This is a genomic window from Ewingella sp. C233 (assembly GCF_055407225.1).
The window spans coordinates 757,821-776,561 of record NZ_JBUZRI010000001.1 but is presented as its reverse complement, the minus strand read 5'-3'; the positions used below and the strand labels follow the sequence as shown (position 1 = coordinate 776,561).

Genomic DNA, 18,741 nt, shown 5'->3' with positions numbered 1-18,741 from the left:
CATCAGTGGCTGATAAAGCTTTCCTGAACTTTACCACAGGCACTTAAAATTCCCAGATTGTTGCCAACTTGTGAGTCTGTTAGGCCACGTTTTGCGCAACACGGACATATGTCACGGTTCTGTATGCCCGGGCTGTACATTTTAGATTCAAGAATAAGGTAGTTTTTTATGCTTAATTTTCGTTAATGCGTCATGAATTCAAAATTTAAATCCGCAGGCTAATCATTAGCATAGTTGTTAATGCTATGTAACATTGAGGCCATAAAAAAATGGGCAACACCGGCGCGCTTGGAACGGATTTAAAAAACAATAAACCAATAAATAACAATACATTATCAACAAGAATTGATTCACTCCCGACCTCAGCAGGCCTGTGGCGATTTATAGTTTTGCTATCACTAGGCGGGTTTTTCGAGCTTTACGATCTTTTTCAAACGGGCTACATCAGTTCAGGTTTACTGGCCGAAAACATATTTCATCTCGGTTCGGCGGGGATTTTCGGCATATCCGATCAGGCTGCGTTCGCTTCCGCCACATTTTTCGGTCTTTTTCTCGGGGCCAGCCTGCTGACACCTTATGCCGACCGCTTTGGTCGCCGCATTACCTTCATGTTTGCGCTGGCATGGTATGGCTGTTTTTCACTGCTGATGGCCTTTCAAAACCACGCCGAGGGCGTCATTTTTTGCCGGTTCCTGGTGGGAGTGGGTCTTGGGCTGGAACTGGTCACCATCGATACTTACCTCACTGAATGGGTACCGACACACCTGCGCAGCCGGGCTTTTGCCTTCGCTTTCTTTATTCAGTTTCTTTCGGTCCCCGCGGTTGCACTCATGTCATGGTGGCTGGTGCCGCAAACCTTCTTTGGTTTGTCCGGCTGGCGTTATGTGGTGATTGCCGGAGCACTCTGCTCGTTAGTGATCTGGTTAGTGAGGAAAAACCTGCCGGAATCTGCACGCTGGTTGGCGCAACAGGGGCGATACGAAGAAGCACATCATGTTGTTAGTGCGATGGAAAAACGTTGTGGCGTTGCTGTCAGCCCCTCCTATTCGCAGGCTGATGTTGCGGTTGAACTTCCACGTAAAGGGACATTTAAAGAGATCTGGTCTTCGCAATACCGTTCACGCACCCTGATGCTAATGACCATGAACTTTTTCCAGGCGATCGGTTTTTTTGGTTTCGGAAACTGGCTGCCCGCATTGCTTTCCGGTAAAGGGACAAGCGTAACCCATAGCTTGTTGTACGCTTTCTTTATCACACTGGCCTATCCGCTCGGTTCACTGATTTGCAGCCGCTACGCGGACAAAATAGAGAACAAGTGGCAGATTGTCCTCTCGTCACTGATGACGGTCATTTTTGGCACACTATTCGCTTTCCAGACCAGCGCCATCATGCTGATTATCTGCGGCTTCCTCATCACTTACTCAAATGCCTGGCTGACCTACAGTTATCACGCGTATCAGACCGAGATTTTCCCCACGCACATTCGCGCGCGCGCTGTCGGTTTCTGCTACTCGTTTAGCCGCCTGTCCACCGTATTTAGCAGCATCATGATTGGCCTTATTTTGCAGTACGCTGGTACACAAGGGGTGATCGCCTTCATCGTCTTCAGCATGTTGGTTGTCATGTTGGTTATCGGTCTGTTTGGCCCCAAAACCCGTGGCATCAATTTGGAAAGTATTTAACTCTGCCAGCCGGGCGCAAGAGCAGGCGCCCGGCCCTTGTATGTTGCATAAATGTGAAGTCACACCGCATTTCATCTTGCAAAAGAGTTAACACAAAGAGCCTTTGTGTCGCTTTGCGCACATTTAATCCTAGACCCCTCGCCGACAATTATGATGTGATGAGGGTTCTTTCGCAGGATATTACGGTATACTTCACAGACTTTGCTGTTTTATCCAGAATGCTTTTTTATCTGGAATGGTTGGATTAATGCGAATGACCTTTATCAATAATGTACAGGTTTTTGCCAGCCAACCTTTTCTGACGAGGATGCTGTAAACGCGCTATGACTTCATACGCCTCCCCGATTTTGACTTCGCTGTTAGATACCGATGCCTACAAGCTTCACATGCAGCAAGCGGTCTTCCATCGCTACCATAATATAAGCGTGGTGGCTGAGTTCCGCTGCCGTGGCGACGAGCTGCTCGGCGAATACGCCAGCGAAATTCGCCAGCAAATCGAGATGATGAGCCAGCTGGCTCTGACAGACGATGAGTTCGCTTATCTTTCTGGTCTGCCGTTCTTCAGCGCCGATTACCTCAACTGGCTGAAGACTTTCCGCTATAACCCTGAACACGTTGTCGTCTCTGACCGCGACGGCCATTTGCACGTGCGCATTTCCGGGCCTTGGCGCGAGGTGATCATGTGGGAAGTGCCGCTACTTGCCGTGATCAGTGAAGTGGTGCATCGCCACCGTTCGCCGCAGGTCACCGCACAAATGGCAGTCGATCAGTTGCGCAAGAATCTGGCGCGCTTTAAAAAAGAAGCGGCCGATATTGATATTTCCCGCTTCCGCCTGATGGACTTCGGTACACGCCGCCGTTTCTCCGGTGAAGTTCAACAGGCAATTGTCAGCACGCTGAAAGCCGAATTCCCTTATCTGGTCGGCACCAGCAACTATGATATCGCCCATAAATTGCAGCTTTCGCCAGTAGGAACACAGGCGCATGAGTGGTTCCAGGCGCATCAGCAAATCAGCCCGGTTTTAGCCAACAGTCAGCGGGCTGCATTGCAGGCATGGCTGGACGAATATCCCGATCAGTTAGGTATCGCCCTGACCGACTGCATTACGATGGATGCTTTCCTGCGGGATTTCGGCCCGAAATTTGCCAACGCTTATGAAGGTTTGCGTCATGATTCCGGGGATCCGGTTGAATGGGGCGAAAAAGCCATCGCGCATTATCAGAAGCTGGGTATCGACCCGATGAGCAAAACGCTGGTCTTCTCAGACAATCTGGATCTGGACAAAGCGCTGCATCTGTATCGCCATTTCCACACCCGCGTAAATCTGGTGTTCGGCATTGGTACGCGCCTGACCTGCAATATTCCCGGGGTCAAACCGCTGAACATTGTGATCAAGCTGGTGCAGTGCAACGGTAAACCGGTAGCGAAATTATCTGACAGTCCGGGTAAAACTATCTGTCAGGATAAAGCCTTCGTCAAAGCCCTGCGAAAAGCCTTTGACCTGCCGCTGGTCAAGAAAGCGTCCTGAACCTGACGTCTGTGGTGGAAAACACTGCAGACGTTTATCCCCTCCCCTGATTTGCCCCCTTAGCCTTTTTCTTCTTTTATATAGATGTTATTCATATTAGCGCCCGGCTTATCCAACACGACGATGGAAAATCCGTTATCTGGCGCTGCTCATATAAATGTTGTCCGGAGGCAGTGATTTCTGCTTGTGTCCTGAGAAAGGCTAAGTAACATAGCAAAATCCCTTTTTGTGGGTGTCCGTTAGTTCTCAATCAACATCTGAATATATAAGAAAGAGAGAAATCTATGAGCGTTGTGCCTGTAGTCGACGTACTGCAAGGCCGTTCTGCGGTTGACAGTGAAGTCACCGTACGCGGTTGGGTGCGTACCCGGAGAGATTCTAAAGCTGGTATCTCCTTCATCGCCGTTTATGACGGCTCCTGCTTTAATCCGTTACAGGCCGTTGTGAATAATTCTCTTCCCAATTATCAGGATGAGGTTCTGCGCCTGACCACCGGTTGTTCCATTGAAGTGACCGGTACGGTTGTCGCCTCACCAGGCGAAGGCCAGAGTTTTGAGCTGCAAGCGACAGCCATCAAAGTCGTGGGTTGGGTTGATGATCCGGATACCTACCCGATGGCCGCAAAACGTCACTCAATCGAATATCTGCGTGAAGTCGCTCACCTGCGCCCACGTACCAATCTGATTGGTGCAGTTGCGCGCGTGCGCAACACCCTGTCGCAGGCGATCCACCGTTTCTATCATGAAAACGGCTATTTCTGGGTATCGACGCCACTTATCACCGCATCGGATACCGAAGGCGCTGGCGAGATGTTCCGCGTATCGACGCTGGACTTCCAAAACTTGCCGCGTACTGATAAAGGCGAAGTGGATTTCAGCGAAGACTTCTTTGGTAAAGAAGCTTTCCTGACCGTTTCAGGCCAGTTGAACGGTGAAACCTATGCGTGCGCACTTTCTAAGGTGTACACCTTCGGCCCGACCTTCCGCGCAGAAAACTCCAACACCAGCCGCCATTTAGCTGAATTCTGGATGGTTGAACCGGAAGTGGCGTTTGCCACTCTGGACGACATCGCCACACTCGCGGAAAGCATGTTGAAATATGTTTTCCAGGCGGTTCTGGACGAAAGAGCAGATGATATGGCGTTTTTTGCCGAACGCGTAGACAAAGATGCTGTTTCCCGCCTGCAGCGTTTTGTAACATCAGATTTCGCCCAGGTCGACTATACCGATGCAGTAGAAATACTGATGAATTGCGGACAGACATTCGAGAATCCTGTGTCTTGGGGTGTTGATTTATCTTCTGAACACGAACGATACCTCGCAGAGCAGCATTTTAAAGCACCGGTAGTGGTTAAAAATTACCCTAAAGATATCAAAGCATTCTACATGCGAATGAATGATGACGGGAAAACTGTCGCTGCGATGGATGTGCTGGCACCGGGTATTGGTGAGATTATCGGGGGGTCACAACGTGAAGAGCGCCTGGATGTGCTGGATGCTCGTCTGGAAGAAATGGGCCTGAATAAAGAAGATTACTGGTGGTATCGCGACCTTCGCCGCTACGGCACCGTGCCACACTCCGGTTTCGGCTTGGGCTTCGAACGCCTGGTCGCTTATGTGACCGGTGTGCAAAACGTGCGGGACGTCATCCCCTTCCCACGTACACCACGTAACGCAACCTTCTAATTAACTAAAATATTTTCCATATAACATTTTAGTTACAAAACTAAGGCCAGCTCAGCTGGCCTTAGTCATTTTTAAAGGTAGATCCCTGTCACAAAGTTCCCAAGAAATTACATTTTGTAATACATTCTTTCTCACTGAAACAAGTTTAGGAGTTTGGTAGCATTTTCGCTGTAGATTAAGCAGCCCTCGGATGGAACACTGCGTTCAGACACAGGAGACACCAAACTCTCAACAATAGTTCCCTTAAGAATTATTGACGGCAGTGGCAGGTGTCCAAATAAAACCAATGAGGGTAATAATAAATGATGAAGCGCAATATTCTTGCAGTAGTAATTCCAGCGCTGTTGGCTGCTGGTGCAGCAAACGCAGCTGAAGTTTATAACAAAGACGGCAACAAACTGGACCTGTACGGTAAAGTTGACGCACGCCACCAGTTCTCTGATGACAATGGCAGCGATGGTGACCAGACTTACGTTCGTTTCGGCTTCAAAGGCGAAACTCAAATTACTGACCAACTGACCGGTTACGGCCAGTGGGAATACAACGTTCAGGCTAACCATGCTGAAGCACAGGGTGACGCAGGTAACAAAACTCGTCTGGGCTTCGCTGGCCTGAAATTCGGCGACTGGGGTTCATTCGACTACGGTCGTAACTACGGCGTGATTTACGACGTAATGTCTTATACTGACCAATTGCCAGTATTCGGCGATGACACCATGTACCAAACCAACGACAACTTCATGGTTGGTCGTTCAAATGGTCTGGCTACTTACCGTAACAGCAACTTCTTCGGTCTGGTTGATGGCCTGAGCTTCGCTCTCCAATATCAGGGCAAAAACGAGAACGACCGTAATACAGAAATCGGCGGCAACGTTCCAAACAGCTCAATCATCACCCAGAACGGTGACGGCGTTGGTACCTCTGTAGCTTATGCAATCGGCAACTCAGGTGTTAGCCTGACCGGTGCTTACGCTAACTCTAACCGTACTGTTGACCAGAAAACTCAGGCAAACAGCGCGCAGGGTAACAAAGCAGAACAGTATGCATTTGGCGCGAAATACGACGCTAACAACGTGTACCTGGCTACCTTCTACGGTGAATCCCGTAACACTACCGCTTACGGTGGTGACAACCAAGTTGCTAACAAAACTCAGAACTTCGAAGTTGTTGCTCAGTACCAGTTCGATTTCGGCCTGCGTCCATCTATCGCTTACTTGCAATCTAAAGGTAAGGACCTGAATTCCGTTACCGGTTCAAACGGCACCTTTGCTGGCGGCGATGCAGACTTGGTTAAATACATCGAAGTGGGTACCTACTACTACTTCAATAAAAACATGTCCACCTATGTTGACTACAAAATCAACCTGCTGGACGACAACGACTACACCAAAGCTGCCGGTACAAGCACCGACAACGTTGTTGGCGTTGGCTTGCAATACCAGTTCTAATTTCGCTTAAACGATGCACTTTCGGGTGCATCCTGAGTGAACTGAAAGGCAGGGCTTAGGCTCTGCCTTTTGCTTTTTAAGACTTTTGAACTCTTTTCTATTATCAAAATTATTAATCTCGAAGCCCGCTTCACAACTCCGCTTTCTTTTTACCGCAAACGGTTGGCAAACCCACTTTCAGGCGGTAACCTGATGCCCTCTTTCTGCTACATATCAGGCCATGGAAGTCTTCCCTATGTTTGAAAAAATCACTGCTGCACCTGCTGATCCTATTCTCGGTCTTTCTGATCTTTTCCGCGCTGACGCTCGCCAGGATAAAATCAATCTTGGGATCGGTGTTTATAAAGACGAAACGGGTAAAACTCCGGTTCTGACCAGCGTGAAGAAAGCCGAGCAATATTTGCTGGAAAACGAAACCACCAAAACTTACCTGAGCATTGACGGGCTGCCTGATTTTGCACGTTGTACTCAGGAACTGCTGTTCGGCAAAGACAGCGCTATCATCGCCGACAAACGCGCACGCACGGCACAAACACCGGGAGGCACAGGCGGCCTGCGTATCGCAGCAGATTTTATCGCAACCCAGACCAGCGCTAAACGCGTGTGGGTGAGTAATCCAAGCTGGCCTAACCATAAAGGCGTATTCAACGCCTCCGGTCTGGAAGTGGTGGAATACAATTACTACGACGCAGCAAACCACGCGCTGGACTTCGATGGCATGTTGAAAAGCCTGAGCGAAGCACAGGCCGGTGACGTTGTGCTGTTCCACGGCTGCTGTCATAACCCGACCGGTATCGATCCTACTGAAGCGCAGTGGGCGCAACTGGCCGAATTGTCCGTCGCTAAAGGCTGGTTGCCACTGTTTGACTTCGCCTATCAGGGCTTTGCCAAAGGCCTGGAAGAGGATGCCCAGGGTCTTCGTATTTTTGCGGCCAAACATGCGGAATTCCTGGTTGCCAGCTCTTACTCGAAGAACTTTGGCCTGTACAACGAACGCGTAGGCGCCTGTACTATCGTGGCAGCGGATGCCGAAACAGCTGACCGCGCTTTCAGTCAGGTTAAATCTGTTATCCGTGCCAACTACTCCAATCCACCGTCTCACGGTGCTGCGGTTGTCGCTACGATTCTGGGTAATGAAGCACTGCGTGCAATTTGGGAACAAGAGCTGAGCGACATGCGTCAGCGTATTCACCGTATGCGTCAGTTGTTTGTCACCACCTTGCAGGAAAAAGGTGCACAGCAGGATTTCAGCTTCATTATTAATCAGAACGGTATGTTCTCATTCAGCGGGCTGACCAAAGATCAGGTTCTGCGTCTGCGTGATGAGTTCGGTGTGTATGCGGTTAACTCGGGTCGTATTAACGTTGCCGGCATTACTCTCGACAACATGGCGCCACTGTGCGAAGCCATCGTCGCCGTTCTGTAATCGATTTATAATTATGTAAAAAAAACCAGTCAGGTAAACTGACTGGTTTCTGCATTTATCGCGTTCTGTATTTAGAGAAGCAACTTACCAGACCGGCAGTTCATCTTGTAAAAACGGATTAGTTTTACGTTCATGCCCGATATCTGACATTGGCCCATGGCCCGGAATGAACGCCATATCATCGCCCAACGGCAACAGTTTGGTTTTGATGGAATGAATCAATGCCTGATGGTCACCCCGCGGGAAATCACTGCGGCCAACCCCACCACGGAAGATAACGTCACCGGACACAGCCAGACGACTCTTCTCATTAATAAAGACGATGTGTCCCGGCGTGTGACCGGGGCAATGCAGAACGGTAAGACGCTCTTCACCCACGCTGACCTCATCGCCTTCTTCCAGCCAGGTATCCGGCGTCAGCGGCGAGCAATCTTCTAAACCAAACATCCGACTTTGTGTTGGCAGGGATTCCAGCAAAAACAGATCTTCTTTCTGTGGCCCGATAATCGGTGCATTAAAGTGTTTGGCAACCTGTGCAGCGGCACCCACGTGATCCAGATGACCATGCGTAAGAAGTATCTGGCTCACGGTAACGCCGAGAGCAGCCACTTCAGCGATGATTTTTTCAGCTTCGCCACCGGGGTCAACAATCGCCGCCTGGAGGGTTTTGCTGCACCAGATAACAGAGCAGTTCTGGCTGAAGGCCGTGACAGGAATAAGATGGTATTTCATAAGGCTCCACAGCGGTTTATCTCACAGAGGATAAACCGCAAATTACGCATATCACCAGGTTCTTGCCGGACCCGTGTCGATATGCACAAAGTTACTTCGTGGATAATATCCTACACCACCCATCTTCATTTTTAACGCGGCTTTGCGGATATTACTCAACTCAATGCCTTCGATGTGAAAATCCATCGCCTGACCTTTCGTATGATAGCTGTCTTTGGCAACGCCACTGCCGGGTCTGCGCATACTGTTATTGGTTGCCAGTGTTCGGTAACCTGAGATCAACTGAACCGGTTTATTGGTTGCCAGCATGATTTGCAGGCGGTAAAGATGATCGAAGAGTGCCGGATCGATACTCTTTACTTTCTCTGCCCGATAGTCTCTGAACAGATGATTCAATCTGGCCAATTCATCCTTGTTGTAACGCTTTCCATCAAAAAACTCTGTTTTAAGGGTTTCACCGGTATTTAAGTTATTAACCACTAAAATACGCGGACGAGGTGTGGAAAGAGTGGCAAAAGCACGTCCCGGAAGGAGTGCGATACCCATAGCGGCGCTACCCAGTGCCAGCCATTTACGGCGATGTTTGTCGATTTGATCCATGAACAGTGTACTACCCGATAAGAGAGTCAAAAATAGATACAAATGTTGTACCGTTCCGAACCTTAGCTGCCTTATTTCAGTGAGTCAACCCACCCATAAAGCAAAACGGGCATGCCGTCGCGGCCACGCCCGTTATCAGGCCAAATATTTTGACCGCTATCGTTTTAGTTTTGCTGCATTTATTGCAGCAAAAGTTGGGCTTTCGACAAAATTTGCGCACCAGATCGCACTGGCGAGTCGTAATTGTAAATATCTGTACGGAACTGTGGCTTACCATCTTCAGCCACCCAGGCTGTCAGATAAAACAGTTTTACCGGTATATGATGACGAATCGGCACAAATGTTGTACTTCCGCCTTGCAACGTTGAGGAGATCCGAGTGTCATTCCAGCCAGCATCCTGTAACAGCATATTGGCCAGTTCAGAGGCCTTATTAACACGGACACAGCCAGAACTCAGCGCGCGAATATCTTTCTGGAACAAACCATGATTTGGCGTGTCATGCAGATAAATCGCATCCGAGCTTGGCATATTGAATTTATAGCGGCCAAGTGAGTTACTCGCGCCAGGTGCCTGACGGATCCGGTAAGGGAAATGGTTTGGTGTCACCACACTCCAGTCGATCATCGAAGGGTCAACGACTTCTGCATCATTATTCCATCCAGCCAGCACCGTATAACCATGCTTCTGGAAATACCCGTTGTCACGCATCGCTTTCGGCACAATATCTTCCCGCACCAGCGTCGTCGGAACATTCCACGGCGGGTTCACCACCACGTTATTCAGCGCACTGCTCATCAGCGGTGTTTTACGGCTTGGGCGACCGACGATCACCCGCGACGTCAACACCTCACTGCCATTGAGATAATAGGTCAATTGATAGTTTGGAATATTCACCATGATACCGGTATTGACGTTACCTGGCAGAATACGCAAACGTTGAATATTCAGCGCAAACAAGGTGGCGCGCAAACGAGGAGAAGCATTAAGCCACTCACGGGTACGCATACCAATGACGCCATCAGGCTCAAGCCCCTGCCATTTCTGAAAGCGTTTCACTGCTTCAACCAGCTCAGGCGAATAAACATTATCTGCCACCGCCACAGGGACTATTGCCGCAGGCTGACCGGTGGTTTCAACGGTAGGAAGTACGTCTGTCACCGACGTTGCGGCAGGGCTGACAACCGGCGATGCTGGCGCGGATTTATCCGCCGACTCATCAACCGACAAATCATCGTTAGCCGCAGCTCCCGGACCATCTTTAGCAATCGTTTCATCCGTAGGCTGCGGTGGTTTCGCTTCAGCCGGAACAACATTCATCATGCCACTACGGTTTAAAATTTCGCGTAACGCCGGGATATCATCACTGATCTGTCCGGGACGCAGACTGGATGCATTCGTCACCTGAGGCCATGGACGGTTATCAGCCAGCATGGCTTTTAACGCTGTATGCATTTTTGGATATAAAGGATGCAGAGGCTCAAGTGTCGCCATATATCCGGCAGTGGTGCCTTTACGCAGGGCCAGCTGCCACTGATTTATCACTGTCAGCGGTGGCGTGGTCATCTTGTAAGGTTTTTCACTGTACAGCCAGTTGTCACCATTGGCTTCAACCCCACTGACAAATTGCAAATACCCCAGCATGGCATCCGACAAAACAATATCACGCGCCATTCCGGTGACTTGCGGATCGGTCAGCCATTTCACCCACTGCGTGAATTGTGGCTGCACACCTGAAATAGCCAGCTCCGCGAGTTGTTGCTGGAATTGGTGAACCGCGTCCCTGTCCTGCCACATAGGTTGCATGTGATTTGCAGCGTATAGCGTCGCAAGAGAAGAGATATAAAGAGGTTTAACATTTGCTGGCAGCTCAGCCTGCAGCTGGCTAAGGCTCTGAACACTGGAGAGCGTCGCAGAACGAACGGGCAGCGTTGGTACCGCTGCAAATGCCGCACTTACAGGCGCCAGCCCCATAGCGATAAGACAACTGGCGACCAGAAATCTGAGAGACCCTTGACCCATAAACATCATCCCTTGCCTCCCGTTACAATGCCCAAATTAAAGTGCTCGAATTTAAGCAAACAACTCGTGGTTTAAGTATAAAAGAGAATTCCATTTTTGCGCGGGATCTCAACACAATAGCGCCCCGCGAGCTGAGAAGACTCTATGCTAGCGGAGACGTTTAATAAAGCATTGTCAGTGGGATTATTACCTCACCCAACATGACTGATGTTTATTTACTCAAAAAATAAAAGTCGTCCGAGGACGACTTTTATTTTTAACAATTGTGCAGCAGATAAATCAGGAGCTTTCCGCTTCTGCATTAGCAATCACGGGTTGCTCGGCGGCGAAACCACGTAAACCGACGACGTGTACATGTTCGTGGTTGTTGAACACTTTGCGGACCAGTTTATAAGTGGTGCCTTTCTCAGGACTGATGTTTTCAGGGGCAGCGATGATAAGCTGCATCTGTAAGCGATCGCAGAGTTCGAACAGCGTGGCGATAGATTTAGCATCCAGACGCGCGGCTTCATCGAGGAACAGCAGACGGCATGGGGAGATGTCTTTGCCGCGCATACGGCTCGACTCTTCCTCCCAGCTCTGAACTACCATGACCAGAATTGACATCCCGGTACCGATAGCCTCACCGGTTGACAGCGCCCCGCTCTCTGCACGCAACCAGCCGTCAGAACCACGGTTAACTTCCACTTCCATTTCAAGATAGTTGCGGTAGTCGAGCAGCTCTTCGCCGATGGTTTGCGGCGTTCGCTGCCCCATATCGATTTGCGGATTCAAACGCTGGTAAAGTTTTGCCAGCGCTTCCGAGAAGGTCAGACGGTTGCTGCTGAACAGGTCTTGGTGCTGTTCCTGTTGTTCGGACAAAACATCAAGCAAACCGGCATGAGCTTCACGCACGTTAACGTTAAGCCGCACGCTCTTCACCTGACCGAAGGCCACGGCTTGCAGGCCCTGGTTCAGTTGGCGAATACGGTTCTGCTCACGCTGAATCGTTTTGCGAATAATGTTTGCCACACTTTTTGAACTGAGCGCCAGTTGCTGTTCGCGCGCGGTCAGTTCTTCGGTCAGACGCCCAAGTTCAATTTCCATCTGTTCGATGGCTTCAACCGGATCATCCGTGCGGATAATATCCTGACGGATACGCTCACGAAGATGCTGATAGACCGCAATATAGAACTGAATTTTACGTTCCGGACGCTTCGGATCTTCGGACAGACGCAGTACATCACGCAGGTGTTCGTTATCGGCCACCGCCAGACGCAAGGCCCCGAGGGATTTATCCGACATTGAACGCAGTTCATCACCATCCATATACGCCAGCTCGCGACGATGCAGACGGCGCTCAACGCCGTTGTCTTTCACCAGACGCATCACGGCACACCAGCCGGCTTTTGCCGTCACCACATGTTCGCGGCTCTGATGGTAATCACGTTCTAGTTTACGTAATTTCTTCTGCAGATTGTCCATCTCGGCTTCGCAGAAGGTGATCTGTTTTTCCAACTGGTTGCAGCGAGAACGGTTGGTGCTCAGTGCCGCATGCAGTTCATCGCGGCGTAGTTTGGCACGCGCCTCGGCGTTCGCATCGGCCTGAGCGCCAATATCCTGTAACTCCTGCCCCAGCTCTTTGAGCATGTCGCGTTTGGCATCAAACGAGCTTTTCAGCGACGCAAGCACCTGACTATACTGGGTAAATTGTGACTGATGCTGACGCAACTGGTCGCGGGCACGGGCACGTTCCGCTTCAGCATGTTCAAGGCGCTGACGCAGTTTGTCATTCAGGTCGGAGTTTTCAGTCAGCATTCCGGCGGAATCGGTGTAACCGAAGTGCGCACGGCGCTGGACCACTTCCGTCAGTGAGAAGGCCTGCTGTTTGGCCAGACGCTGACCGTGCTGTGCCTGAGCATAATCTTCTTTCAACTGATCATGCTGTTCCGGGTCGCTTTGCAGCACGGCAACCAGCGGTTCGAGTTTGGTCAGGGAAGCGCTGTGCTGCTGAATAAAGCGGGCAGAATCCTGCGCTTCGTCCAGCTCTTCACGCAGCTCTTCAACGCGGTCAATCAGCGTCTCATCACACAGCAGGCCGACGCGCGGCTGCAGTTTGTTGAGCATCGCGTAAGCCTCTTTGGACTGCTCATATTGCTGACGCTGCTGCTGATTAGAGCCTTCGTGGGCGTTAAGCGCACGTTCCAGCTCACCACGGCGGCCGCTCAGCGTGCGAATTTCTGCTTCCGGGTCAGCATCAAACGCCACGGCCAGATGACTGCCGATAAAGCGGCTAAATGCCTGATGCACACGCTGTGTTTTCTGCACATCAAACGACAGATTGGCATAACGTTCAGAGAGCGTTTCGCGCTCTTTATTCAGCGTTTCGAGACGGTTTTCACGCGCCGCGCGGCCAAAAAGTGGCACCTGTGGGAAATGGGAGTAACGCCACTGGCGCTCACCACTTTTCACCAGTACGGCACCAGGCATCTCTTCGACGGCAAATACGCTGTCATCAAAGGACTGCGGATCGCCTTCGATCAGGTATAAATCTTCCGGACAGTCATCCAGGCCATCGAGCTGATCGCGGATACGCGATAAGTCAGGCACGACGATCGCATGGCGTGACGGGCCGTACAAAGCGGAAAAGTACGGGGCATCGTCGATGGTGACGTCATCATAAATCTCTGACAGCAACACACCGCCGAAACGTTCTGCCAGCGCAATCATGCGCGAATCTTCCGCGCCGCTTGGCTGGCTGAGACGGGTGATTTGCCCTTCGATACGGCGTTTTTTCGCGGAAACCTCGTCACGTTCAACGGTGGTTTCGCGCTCGGTTTCCAGCAGTTGCTGCATATGCTCCGTGACCTGCTGGCTGCTTTCCAGAGGCTCTTTGCTTTGCTCGCTTAACTGGCTGAGGGCTTCCTGCGCGGAAAGCCAGACCGGTGCCCGGGCAGTCAGTTCACGAATACGTGACTGTACTTGCTCAAGTTCCTGACGCATTTCCATGCGACGTTCGCCCGCCTGAGAAACCACCTGCGACAGCTCTTCAATCTGTACGTCGAGTTCACGCTGCAACTCATCCAGATCTTCAGGATGCACGTCCTGGCCGGTGCGCTTGCAAAACTCCTGCAACTGGCGCTCGGCGTCCTGTTGCTCACGCAGACGCCCTTCCAGCTCGGTAAGGCGCATACGCAATGGTTCTACGCGTTCTGCCTGATGCTGCTGGGAAGACCAGTCACGCAGCAGTTCGCGCGCGGTTTGCCAGGCCTGACTGCGGCTGACTTCGCCGGCGATTTTCACCACCAGCTGATAAGCATTTTCAAACTGGCTGTGCGCGGCGTCCGCCACGCTCATTTTTTGTTCCAGCATCAGCAGAATGTCTGTCGCTTCCTGCTCTTTGCTCTGGAAGGTTTCCAACCACTCTTCGCTGTTCTTGATAGTGAGATCGGGGATCTGACATAGTTCGCGGGCACGTTCGATAGCGTGAAGTGCCTGCTGATACTGAATGGCACGGGTTTGCTGCACATCCAGCGCCTGCTGGTAATCGGCCAGTTGGCTTTTGAGTTCATCCACTTCGAGTTCAGCGGCTTCCGCACGCGCTTCATGCTCGGCGTGCAGCTCACCGGCTTCGGCCACGACTTCATTTTGTTCTTCGAGGCGATAGGTCAGCTCTTCGAGATCACCTTCGTAGCGCTCGATTTTTTCCTGCTGGCGCATCGCGGTCTGCACCAGACTCAGGTGGTCACTGGCCGCCTGATAATCGGTTTCCAAATCACTTTGGGAACCACTCTGCTCCGCCAGTTCACGCGCCATTTCGACGTGGCGGTACTGTTCGCTTGCAAGCTGTTTACGGCTGGTCAGTAAGTCATTTCGCAGCACCAGTGCGCCGTCGAGATGAATACGGCGTTCGTTGGCGTGGCGCATGTAGTCAGCGGCTACGTAGGATGTCGCTTCTGAAATCAGATGCTTAAACAGGTCACGGTCTGACTGGGTAACGCGAATGGCTTCCAGCGTCATGCGGTTTTCGCGCAATGCAGCTTCCATATCCTGGAAGGCTTTACGCACGCCGCTGTTTTCCGGCAACAGATAGTCGCGCAGGGAACGGGTAATGGCGCTGGAGATACCGCCGTAAAGCGACGCTTCAATGAGGCGGTAGAATTTACTACGATCTGAAGCCGTACGCAGACGACGCGGGATAACACCCAAATCGAACATCAGCGAGTGGTAATCAGTGATGGAGTTAAATTGCTTAAACTGCACCCCTTCCATCGCTTCGACGTTGTCTTTCAGCTCCTGTAAAGACAGTACGCGCGCCTGACGCTCACCGACGGTTTCCGTCAAAATTTCAGTCGGTTGAATCGACGTTGGCAGACCCTGAATAGTGAAAGGTTTGATGTCTACTTTGCGGTCACGCCCGGCAACCTGTTGCAGACGCACACCGACGATCACCCGCTGGTGGCGTGAGTTCACCACGTCCAGCGTTGAATAGCAGACGCCCGCACGCAATTTACCGTGCAGGCCTTTATCGCGCGAACCCGAGGTGGCGCCCGCTTCCGTGGTGTTACGGAAATGCAGCAAGGTTAAGTCAGGGATCAGCGCCGTGACGAAGGCCGCCATGGTGGTGGATTTACCGGCTCCGTTACCGCCGGAAAGCGTAGTCACCAGCGCATCGAGATCAAAAGTACGGGCAAAAAAGCCGTTCCAGTTAACCAGCGTTAGCGAGCGAAATTTGCCGCGTTCAATCATTCCTGTTCATCCTCTGCGCTGTCATTGCCCTGCTCAGTCTGCGGTTCGCCGTCATCATTTTCATCATTGAGCGATAAGGCATTTTCAATCGGCATCGCTTCACCGTCGCGGATCATCCGTAACTGCGCTTCGCGGGCATCGTCACCGCTGCGCACATCGGCGCCGAAGCGGAACACGGCTTCGGTAATACGAAATTTGGTACTGTCCGTGCCCATAAACCAGACCATGCCCAGACGGCGCAGGCGGTTGAGCGAGGTTCTGACTTTATCCTGCAGTTTTTGACGATCCAGATCAGAACCGGTAGAGCGCTGGTTGACGTATTTCATCAACTTGGATTCGTCGGCCAGGCTCAGCAACTCGTCGTATAACTCCTGCTGGGTGAAAATGCCCTCATGCGCCAGCCGCTCAGGGCTGAGGTAGAGATAACAGAGAATTTTGCCGACCATCATGTCCAGCTCGGAAAGTACCGAGCGCGGGATAAGCGTGGTAGAACGCGGGCGCAGGTAGAAGAAGCCTTCTGGCGCACGGATTAATTCAACGCTGTAACGGTGATAAAACAGCTCGAGTTCTTCCTGATAATCCATCAGGAAGGCGTGGTTATCCAATTCATCAATGCCAATGTGACGGCCAGAACGAAGCTGACTGTCCAGAGCAGGAAAGAGGGAGTTCGCCAACGCCTGCGCCAGCTTAGCTGGCATTATGTGTTCAATATTTGTCGATGACATGGGCCTGCACCTTGGCTCCGAAATCATTGATTGCCTGCCATTCGGCTGGCAACCCTGAAAAATCTGCTTCAGCCACACCAAGGCGCACGGCCTGGTCGACTACAATTCGCGCTACGTCAAAATGCCGCGCACGCGGATACTGCTCGAGATAATCACGCATCACGGTTCCCAGGTTGAGTGGCGTCTTCTGTTGTTGATAAACCTGCAATGCCTGTTCAATCAACGCGGTAAGTTGTTCACGTATTTCGCTGAACTCTTCGTATTCGAGATCAGGCGGTAATTCACCGGTCACTTCTTCGCTGCGCAAGGCCAGCTCTTCGTCACGCATGTCCAGCAGACGTTCGGCATTGGCAAACGTCAGGGTCCAGGGTTGATCGAAATAGTTTTGCACCGACTGGCGTAAACGCTGCGCAAATACGCGGTTTTTATCCATGTCGATGGCAGTACGAATAAATTTGTGGACATGACGGTCGTAGCCGATCCAGAGATCGATGGCCTGCTGGCCCCAGCTCGTGATGCGGTCGAGTTTACTTTGCAGGTCAAATACCAGTTTGTCGACGAATCCTAATTCACTATCGCCCATGGTGAACTCCTGAATACGCAGTAAATGCGCCTGCAGCAGATCACCTGCGGCCTCCAGCGTATCCTGCAATTCACGCAGCGTACCGGACGTTTCGGACAAGAGCATTTCACAGCTAGAGATCGCCGCGCGCCAGTCTTTATTGAGCAGGGAAGCAATGTCGTCTTTTACGCCCTGTTGCTGTTCGTCCATGATCCTTTGGGTCATGTCGATGCTGTCGAAAATCTCAGCTACCGAGTATTTCAGTGGGGCAAAAACGTTGCGGTGCCAGTGGAACTCATCGCCCCCCTCTTCGGCCGCATCGGCGGCACGTTTAAGCTCCTGCGCCACGATAGACAGCTGCATAGAAAGACGCAGCGTGGAAAATTCGCGCTGGCGGATATAGTAGTCGGTAATACCAATGCCGAGCGGCGTTAAGCGATAAATGGCGTTGCCGTCGGCCAGTTCACTGACAAAACGATTGAGCAAACGCTGACGCACCATATCATTGATGGCGTTATTAGCACGTACTGTGACCGTTTCATGCGTCTGTTCGAAGCCTTTGCTTACGTGACGGAACGCATCAACCAGTTCACCTTCGCTCATTTCCCCGTCAAGACGCTCACCGTTGAGCGTCGCGATCGCCAGAAGAAAGGCCAGCCTCTCCGTTGGCAGCGAAATTGAGAAGTCATTTTTACGTGCCCAGGCGACCAGTTCGGGGACAGTCTGGGAAAATTCACTCATGATTCGTCCTTCAGATTGGGTTTGTGCGCCATCACGTGGATGTAACGTCCCAAACTAACAAAAGGTTCCTGTCGGCAATAACGCTGTTCCAGCGCCAGAAGCTCGTCGAAATCCTGTTTATGTTGTTGCCGGTTACGCAGGTAATCATGGAATACCCGGACGCCCGTCTTGCCACCGATTTTCATCCCGAGCTCTTCAAGCCACTGGTAAACCTGTTGGGGCTCCAGCGGGTGATCGGGCAGCAGCGAGCTTTTTTTAATTTTTGGAACGCCGGCTTCAACGTGACCGAAATTACCCAGGATCATATGTCGCATAACCAGACCGTGGATATTGTAGAACATCAGCGATAGCGCGCCACCAGGCGCAAGACAATCGGTTAACGCCTGCAAAGCCTGTTGCGGCTCGGCCAACCATTCAATCACCGCGTGAAACAATATCAGATCAACCGGCTGTTCCAAATGTTGTGCGATGTTCTGAGCAGGACATTGTACAAATTGCATGTTCCCGCTCACACCTTTTTCATCGGCGGCCACTTTTGCGCGGCGGATCATCTCACCTGAGAGATCGCACAACAAGACCTGATGTCCTAAAGCGGCGAGTTCACACGCCATTTGCCCTTCGCCACCGCCGGCATCGAGAATGCGCAGCGGGCGAGCGGGCAAAGTGGCGATTAATTCCCGTAGATCTTGTCCCAGCACCTCCTGACGAATGCGCCCTTTCGTCGTGCCATAGATATTGCGCGAAAATTTTTCGGCGATATCGTCGAAATTGCGATCCTGCATGGAGTGGCACCTGCTGCGAGAAGAAGAAATGGGCCGATTGCTTAATGACGAACAGACCGACCAGCCTGCTATTTTGGCAC

The 18,741-nt window shown here is 51.4% G+C and carries 12 protein-coding genes; 5 read left to right on the top strand and 7 right to left on the bottom strand.

Translation table 11 applies throughout. The features are described 5' to 3' along the window. Positions 1-269 precede the first annotated feature (269 nt). From ACZRKO_RS03560 to ACZRKO_RS03540, 5 genes are all read left to right on the top strand, one after another. A complete protein-coding gene (locus ACZRKO_RS03560) occupies positions 270-1,682 on the top strand; it encodes an MFS transporter (protein WP_463735875.1) in 1,413 nt (470 codons plus the stop codon). Positions 1,683-2,005: 323 nt separating this feature from the next. Continuing rightward, complete coding sequence (gene pncB, locus ACZRKO_RS03555) at positions 2,006-3,211, top strand: nicotinate phosphoribosyltransferase (protein ID WP_463735874.1); 1,206 nt, start codon at positions 2,006-2,008, stop codon at positions 3,209-3,211. Between the two features lie 284 nt (positions 3,212-3,495). Next, positions 3,496-4,896 (top strand): asparagine--tRNA ligase, encoded by a 1,401-nt coding sequence (gene asnS / locus ACZRKO_RS03550; RefSeq protein WP_463735873.1) that lies wholly within the window; start codon positions 3,496-3,498, stop codon positions 4,894-4,896. A 302-nt stretch (positions 4,897-5,198) separates the two neighbouring features. Beyond that, a complete protein-coding gene (ompC, locus tag ACZRKO_RS03545; RefSeq protein WP_463735872.1) occupies positions 5,199-6,344 on the top strand; it encodes a porin OmpC in 1,146 nt (381 codons plus the stop codon). A gap of 235 nt (positions 6,345-6,579) precedes the next feature. Then, the gene (locus tag ACZRKO_RS03540; protein ID WP_463735871.1) at positions 6,580-7,770 is read left to right on the top strand and encodes an amino acid aminotransferase; all 1,191 of its coding nucleotides are present in this window, start codon (positions 6,580-6,582) and stop codon (positions 7,768-7,770) included. An 84-nt stretch (positions 7,771-7,854) separates the two neighbouring features. On the opposite strand, the gene ACZRKO_RS03535 is transcribed toward ACZRKO_RS03540, so the two are convergent. From ACZRKO_RS03535 to cmoM, 7 genes are all read right to left on the bottom strand, one after another. Next, positions 7,855-8,502, bottom strand: coding sequence for an MBL fold metallo-hydrolase (locus ACZRKO_RS03535; protein ID WP_463735870.1), 648 nt, complete (start codon positions 8,500-8,502; stop codon positions 7,855-7,857). Positions 8,503-8,553: 51 nt separating this feature from the next. Beyond that, positions 8,554-9,102, bottom strand: coding sequence for a peptidoglycan L,D-endopeptidase MepK (locus tag ACZRKO_RS03530; RefSeq protein WP_463735869.1), 549 nt, complete (start codon positions 9,100-9,102; stop codon positions 8,554-8,556). 179 nt (positions 9,103-9,281) lie between these two features. Beyond that, positions 9,282-11,132, bottom strand: a complete 1,851-nt coding sequence (ldtD, locus tag ACZRKO_RS03525; RefSeq protein WP_463735868.1) for a L,D-transpeptidase — start codon at positions 11,130-11,132, stop codon at positions 9,282-9,284. A 270-nt stretch (positions 11,133-11,402) separates the two neighbouring features. Beyond that, a complete protein-coding gene (gene mukB, locus ACZRKO_RS03520; RefSeq protein WP_463735867.1) occupies positions 11,403-15,851 on the bottom strand; it encodes a chromosome partition protein MukB in 4,449 nt (1,482 codons plus the stop codon). Then, positions 15,848-16,576 (bottom strand): chromosome partition protein MukE, encoded by a 729-nt coding sequence (gene mukE / locus ACZRKO_RS03515; RefSeq protein WP_463735866.1) that lies wholly within the window; start codon positions 16,574-16,576, stop codon positions 15,848-15,850. The genes mukB and mukE overlap by 4 nt, the downstream gene beginning before the upstream one ends. Next, positions 16,557-17,879 (bottom strand): chromosome partition protein MukF, encoded by a 1,323-nt coding sequence (mukF, locus tag ACZRKO_RS03510; protein WP_463735865.1) that lies wholly within the window; start codon positions 17,877-17,879, stop codon positions 16,557-16,559. Before mukF ends, mukE begins: the two co-directional genes overlap by 20 nt. Continuing rightward, positions 17,876-18,661 (bottom strand): tRNA uridine 5-oxyacetic acid(34) methyltransferase CmoM, encoded by a 786-nt coding sequence (gene cmoM / locus ACZRKO_RS03505; protein WP_463735864.1) that lies wholly within the window; start codon positions 18,659-18,661, stop codon positions 17,876-17,878. Before cmoM ends, mukF begins: the two co-directional genes overlap by 4 nt. Positions 18,662-18,741 lie beyond the last annotated feature (80 nt).

What these genes read in the sequence shown, in the direction of transcription:
- ACZRKO_RS03560 (WP_463735875.1), top strand. Translation starts at nt 270, where the DNA reads ATGGGCAACACCGGCGCGCTTGGAACGGATTTAAAAAACAATAAACCA.
- pncB (WP_463735874.1), top strand. Translation starts at nt 2,006, where the DNA reads ATGACTTCATACGCCTCCCCGATTTTGACTTCGCTGTTAGATACCGAT.
- asnS (WP_463735873.1), top strand. Translation starts at nt 3,496, where the DNA reads ATGAGCGTTGTGCCTGTAGTCGACGTACTGCAAGGCCGTTCTGCGGTT.
- ompC (WP_463735872.1), top strand. Translation starts at nt 5,199, where the DNA reads ATGATGAAGCGCAATATTCTTGCAGTAGTAATTCCAGCGCTGTTGGCT.
- ACZRKO_RS03540 (WP_463735871.1), top strand. Translation starts at nt 6,580, where the DNA reads ATGTTTGAAAAAATCACTGCTGCACCTGCTGATCCTATTCTCGGTCTT.
- ACZRKO_RS03535 (WP_463735870.1), bottom strand. Translation starts at nt 8,502, where the DNA reads ATGAAATACCATCTTATTCCTGTCACGGCCTTCAGCCAGAACTGCTCT.
- ACZRKO_RS03530 (WP_463735869.1), bottom strand. Translation starts at nt 9,102, where the DNA reads ATGGATCAAATCGACAAACATCGCCGTAAATGGCTGGCACTGGGTAGC.
- ldtD (WP_463735868.1), bottom strand. Translation starts at nt 11,132, where the DNA reads ATGATGTTTATGGGTCAAGGGTCTCTCAGATTTCTGGTCGCCAGTTGT.
- mukB (WP_463735867.1), bottom strand. Translation starts at nt 15,851, where the DNA reads ATGATTGAACGCGGCAAATTTCGCTCGCTAACGCTGGTTAACTGGAAC.
- mukE (WP_463735866.1), bottom strand. Translation starts at nt 16,576, where the DNA reads ATGTCATCGACAAATATTGAACACATAATGCCAGCTAAGCTGGCGCAG.
- mukF (WP_463735865.1), bottom strand. Translation starts at nt 17,879, where the DNA reads ATGAGTGAATTTTCCCAGACTGTCCCCGAACTGGTCGCCTGGGCACGT.
- cmoM (WP_463735864.1), bottom strand. Translation starts at nt 18,661, where the DNA reads ATGCAGGATCGCAATTTCGACGATATCGCCGAAAAATTTTCGCGCAAT.